This is a genomic window from Streptomyces gardneri, assembly GCF_006539185.1.
In the GTDB taxonomy this organism is placed as follows: domain Bacteria; phylum Actinomycetota; class Actinomycetes; order Streptomycetales; family Streptomycetaceae; genus Streptomyces; species Streptomyces gardneri.
Genome location: NZ_BJMN01000105.1, coordinates 1 through 5,915 on the forward strand (window position 1 = coordinate 1; position 5,915 = coordinate 5,915).

Annotated in this window: 1 protein-coding gene; it reads left to right on the plus strand. The window is 72.2% G+C overall.

What is annotated here, in order from left to right:
- A partial coding sequence (locus SGA01_RS40355; RefSeq protein ID WP_141303370.1) for a non-ribosomal peptide synthetase occupies positions 1-5,915 on the plus strand: 5,915 nt, incomplete at both ends.

The window sequence follows — 5,915 nt, forward strand, 5'->3', positions numbered from 1 at the left end:
GGCTGGTCGCCTACGTCGTCCTCGACGCACCCGCGTCTCCTGACGAGCTGCGTTCCCACGCGGCCGACCGGCTCCCCGAGCACCTGGTCCCCTCCGCGGTCGTCGTCCTCGACGCCCTGCCCCTCACCCCGAACGGCAAGCTCGACCGCCAGGCCCTGCCGGCCCCGGAGGTCCGCACCGGATCGGTGGGCCGCGCCCCCGCGACGCCCGCCGAGCGCACCCTGTGCGGGCTGTTCGCCGACGTCCTCGGACTGGACGAGGTCGGCGCGGACGAGAGCTTTCTGCTGCTCGGCGGCCACTCGCTGCTCGCCGCCCGTCTGATCAGCCGCATCCGCCGTACCTTCGGCGTCGAGATCGGCATCCGTGAGCTCTTCCGGGACCCGACCGCAGCGGGTCTTGCCCGCGCCCTCGACGGTGCCGCGCAGGCGCCGGCGGCTCTGCGGCCGACCGACCGGCCCGCCGAACTTCCGCTGTCCCCCGCCCAGCAGCGCATCTGGTTCCTCAACCGGACCGAGCGCTCCGATGCCTCGGCGGAGGAGGCGAGCGGCGCCACCTACAACGTCCCGCTGGCCCTCCGGCTCCACGGCACTCCCGACACCGACGCCCTCCGTCGGGCCCTCGACGACGTGGTGGAGCGCCATGAAGCGCTGCGCACGCTCTACCCCGCGCCCGACGGGGAGCCCCGCCAGCAGGTACTGAGGTCCGAGGACGCCCGCGTGGCCTGGACCCACTCCTCCCCGGGCGAGGCGGACCTCTCCGACGCCCTCACCTCCGCGGCGCGACAGGGATTCGACCTCGCCACCGAACTTCCGGTACGGGCCCATCTGTTCGGGCCGGAGGGTGGTGCGGGGGAGCATGTCCTGTTGTTGGTGGTGCATCACATCGCTTGTGATGGTTGGTCGTTGGCGCCGTTGGTGCGGGATCTGGCGGTGGCGTACGGGGCTCGTGTGGGTGGGGGTGTTCCGGAGTGGTCGCCGTTGCCTGTGCAGTACGCGGATTACGCGTTGTGGCAGCGGGAGCTGCTGGGCGATCCGGCTGATGCCGACAGCCTCGTCGCCCGCCAGACCGCCCACTGGCGGCAGGCCCTTGCGGGGCTCGGCGACGAGCTGGTGCTGCCCACCGATCGCCCCCGTCCGCTCCAGCCTTCCCATGAGGGCGGTGTGGTCCCCGTGGACCTGCCGGCCGAGCTGCACGGACGGCTGCTCGATCTCGCCCGCCGCAACGACTCCACGCTGTTCATGGTGGTGCAGGCGGGCCTCGCGGCCCTGCTGACGCGCCTCGGGGCCGGAACCGACGTCCCCCTCGGCACGCCCGTTGCGGGCCGCTCCGACGAGGCGCTCGACGACCTGGTCGGCTTCTTCGCGAACACGCTGGTGCTGCGGACCGACACCTCGGGTGATCCGACGTTCCGCGAGCTCGTCGCGAGGGTCCGTGAGACCGACCTCGCCGCGTACGCCCACCAGGACGTGCCGTTCGAGCGCCTCGTCGAGGAGCTGAACCCCGTCCGCTCGGCGGCCCGGCACCCGCTCTTCCAGGTGATGCTCGTCCTCCAGAACAACGCCGTGGCCACGCCGCTGCTGTCCGGTCTCGACCTCGTCGGACAAGAGGTCCTCTCCCTCGACGTCGCCAAGTTCGACCTGACCTTCGACGTCACCGAGGCGTACGACGACACCGGTCGTCCCACCGGCATCCGCGGCTCCGCCCAGTACGCCGTGGATCTGTTCGACCGGGGTAGCGTCGAGGCGTTGGTGGCGCGTCTGATGCGGTTGCTGGAGGCGGCCGTCGCGGAGCCGGATGTCCGGATCGGTGATCTCGACGTCCTGGCGGTGGACGAGCGGCGCACGCTGCTGGGGGAGTGGACCGCGACGGCGGGCACGGATCCGTACATGGTGTGTGTCCACGAGCTGTTCGAGGAGCGGGCCGCGGTTTCGCCGGGGTCGACGGCGCTGGTGTTCGGTGATGCGCGTGTCTCGTACGGGGAGTTGGAGCGGGACGCGAATCGGCTGGCGCGGTATCTGGTCGATCGTGGTGTGCGGCGTGGTGACACGGTGGGTGTCCTGCTGGAGCGTGAACACCGTCTGATCGTGGCGGTGTTGGCGGTGCTGAAGGCGGGTGCCGCGTACACGTTGCTGGACCCGGGCTTCCCGGTGGAGCGGCTGCGGGATGTCGTCGGGCGTGCGGGTCTGTCGCTGGTGGTGACGGCCGGGGTTCTCGGTGACGGGCTCGGTTCGGCGGCGGAGCTGGAGCTGGTGCGGCTGGACGCGGATGCCGAGGTGGCGGGGATCGCGAAGTGTGCGGACTCGGTCCTGGGGCGGACCGCGGGTCCCGAGGACGCGGCGTGCGTGATGTTCACGTCGGGTTCCACGGGTGTCCCGAAGGGCGTGGTCGCCCCTCACCGCGCCGTGACCGGCACGCTCGTCGGTCAGGACTTCGTGTCCTTCGGACCGGACGAGGTGTGGCTGCAGTGTGCGCCGGTGTCGTGGGACGCGTTCGCACTGGAGCTCTTCGGTGCGCTGCTCCACGGAGGCGTATGCGTCCTCCAGCCCGGCGGCAAGCCGGAACCGGAGGTGATCGCCGAGCTCATCGCCCGCCACCACGTCACCTCGGCCTACCTGTCGGCGAGCCTCCTCAACTTCCTGCTCGACGAGTACCCGGGCTGCTTCACCGGGATGCGCCAGATCATCGGCGGCGGCGAGGCCGCGTCACCCGCCCACGCGGCGAAGGCGCTGGCGGAGTATCCCGGGCTGCGGCTGGTCAACGGCTACGGGCCGGTCGAGGCGATGATCTTCGTCTCGACCCACCACATCACCGCGGAGGACACCGGTCGCCCCGCGATCCCGATCGGCCGGCCGATCGGCAACGAGCGGATGTACGCGCTCGACGAGCGGCTCCGTCCCGTCCCGGTGGGCGTCGTCGGGGACCTCTACCTCACCGGTGCCGGCCTGGCTCACGGATACCTGGGCCAGGCGGCCCTGACGGCCGAGCGCTTCGTCGCCCACCCCTACGGGGCTCCCGGTGAGCGGGTCTATCGCACCGGTGACCTGGTGCGATGGCGCGCGGACGGTGTCCTGGAGTACGTCGGGCGTGCCGACGGTCAGGTCAAGATCCGTGGCTTCCGCGTGGAGCCCGGAGAGGTGCAGGCCGTCCTGATGCGCCACGGGGGTGTGCGTCAGGCCGCCGTCGTCGTCAGGGAGGACCGCCCCGGCGACAAGCGCCTCGCGGCCTACCTCGTCGCCGAACCCGGCACCGTACTCGACCCCGCCGACGCCCGGGCCCACGCCGCCGCACACCTTCCCGAGCACCTCCGGCCCAGCACCTTCACCGTCCTGGACACCCTGCCGCTCACCCCGAACGGCAAGCTCGACCGCCAGGCCCTGCCCGCCCCCGACCTCAGCACCACCCCCGGCGGACGCGCACCGCGCACCGAGCAGGAGAAGCTCCTCTGCGAGCTCCTGGCCGAGGTCCTCGGCGTCGAGCAGGTCGGCATCGACGACAACTTCTTCCACCTCGGCGGCCACTCCCTCCTGGCGGCCCGCCTGATCAGCCGTATCAGCACGGCCCTCGGCATACGCGTCGGCATCGCCGAGCTGTTCCACGCCCCCACCATGGCCGCCCTTGCCGAGCGCCTCGACAGTCTGGGCACCGGCAACGGCACCGTCACAGGCACGGACGCGACCGTGGGCACCGACGCGGCCCGTCCCGCGCTGCTCCCGACCCGGAGGCCGGACCGCGTTCCGCTCTCCTTCGCCCAGCAGCGGCTCTGGTTCCTCGACCAGGTCGAGGAACCCAACGCCTCCTACAACGTGCCGCTCGCCCTGCGTCTGCGCGGACCGCTCGACTGCGCCGCGCTCCGCCGCGCCGTGACGGACGTGACGGCCCGCCACGAGGCCCTGCGCACGGTGTTCCCCACGACGGACGGCGAGCCCTGGCAGCGCGTCCTCGACGCGAACAGCGACAGCGGCTCCGACTCCGGCACCAGCACTGGCGTCTCTCCGGATCTCGTGGGCACGGCCGTGTGGCACACGGCCGGTTGCCCGGAGGAGCGCCTCTCCCAGGCCCTCCACGAAGCCTCCGTCCACCGCTTCGACCTGGCCGCCGAGCCCCCGCTGCGGGTCACCCTGCTCACGGTCGCCGAAGACGACCACGTACTCCTGCTCGTCTGCCACCACATCGCGGCCGACGGCTGGTCCCTCGCCCCGCTGACCCGGGACCTGGCCACCGCCTACGTGGCTCGCTGCGCCGGCGTCGCGCCGGAGTGGGCGCCGCTGCCCGTCCAGTACGCCGACTACACCCTGTGGCAGCGCGAGCTGCTGGGGGACGAGGGCGATCCGCACAGCCTGGCCCGCCGGCAGCTGGACTTCTGGCGGGAGGCCCTGGCGGGAGCCCCCGACGCGCAGGCCCTTCCGACGGACCGGCCCCGGCCCGCCGTCGCGAGCCACCGCGGCGACAGCGTGCCGCTCTCGCTCGACGCCGAGCTGCACGAACGGCTGCTCGACCTCGCCCGCCGCAACGACTCCACGCTGTTCATGGTGGTGCAGGCGGGGCTGGCGGCGCTGCTTGCACGACTCGGTGCCGGGACGGACGTCCCACTCGGCACACCGGTCGCCGGACGTTCCGACGAGGCGCTCGACGACCTCATCGGCTTCTTCGTGAACACGCTGGTCCTGCGGACCGACGCCTCCGGAGACCCCACCTTCCGCGAGCTCCTCGCCCGCACCCGCGACACCGACCTCGCGGCGTACGCCCACCAGGACGTGCCGTTCGAGCGGCTGGTCGAGGAGCTGAACCCGGTCCGTTCGCTGGCCCGGCACCCCCTCTTCCAGATCATGCTGGCCCTCCAGGACGCCCCGCCGCCCCTGGCCCTGCCCGGCTGCGAGGTCGAGGTCGAGCACCCCGAGCGCCACAGCGCCAAGTTCGACCTGACCTTCGTCGCCGAACAGCACCACACCCGGGACGGCGCACCCGCCGGCATCTCCGGCTTCCTGGAGTACGCCACCGATCTGTTCGACCGCGGTACGGCCGAGTCGCTCGCCGCGCGCCTGGTACGCCTCCTGTCCGCGGCGGTGGACCGGCCGGACCTGCCCATCGGCGCGCTCGACGTGCTCGCCGCCGACGAACGCGCCATGCTCCTCGCCGACTGGAACACCAGCGCCGGCGACATCGCCCTCGACACCGCCGCCATCGACCTCCCGCACACCGCGTGCGTGCACGAACTCTTCGAGCGGCAGGCGGCCCGTACTCCCGACGGCACAGCCCTCGTGCTGCCGGACCGCAAGGTCGGCTACGCGGAGCTGAACACCTCCGCCAACCGACTCGCCCGGCACCTCCGTGACCGCGGCGTGCGCCGGGGCGACACCGTCGCCCTTCTCCTCGGCCGGGACCTCGATCTCGTCGTCTCCGTACTCGCCGTCCTCAAGGCGGGCGCCGGATACACCCTCCTCGACACGGAGTTCCCCGTCGAGCGACTCCGCTCCGTCGTCGCCACCGCCGGGGCCGAGGTGATCGTCACGACCGGTGAGCCCGCCGACGGCTGGCAGGACAGCACCGTCGCCTTCGTCCGCCTGGACGTCGAGGCGGGGGTCGTGGCCGGGCTGGACGGCGGTGATCTGGGTCGGATCGCGGGTCCTGACGATGTGGCGTGTGTGATGTTCACGTCGGGTTCGACGGGTGTGCCGAAGGGTGTGGTCGCCCCTCACCGGGCCATGACCGGCACGCTCGTCGGTCAGGAGTTCGTGTCTTTCGGGCCGGGTGAGGTGTGGTTGCAGTGCTCTCCGGTGTCGTGGGATGCGTTTGCGCTGGAGTTGTTCGGTGCGCTGCTGCATGGGGGGACGTGTGTCCTTCAGCGGGGTGTGCGGCCTGAGCCGTCGGTGATCGCGGAGCTGATCGTGGCGCATGGGGTGTCGACGGTGCACGTG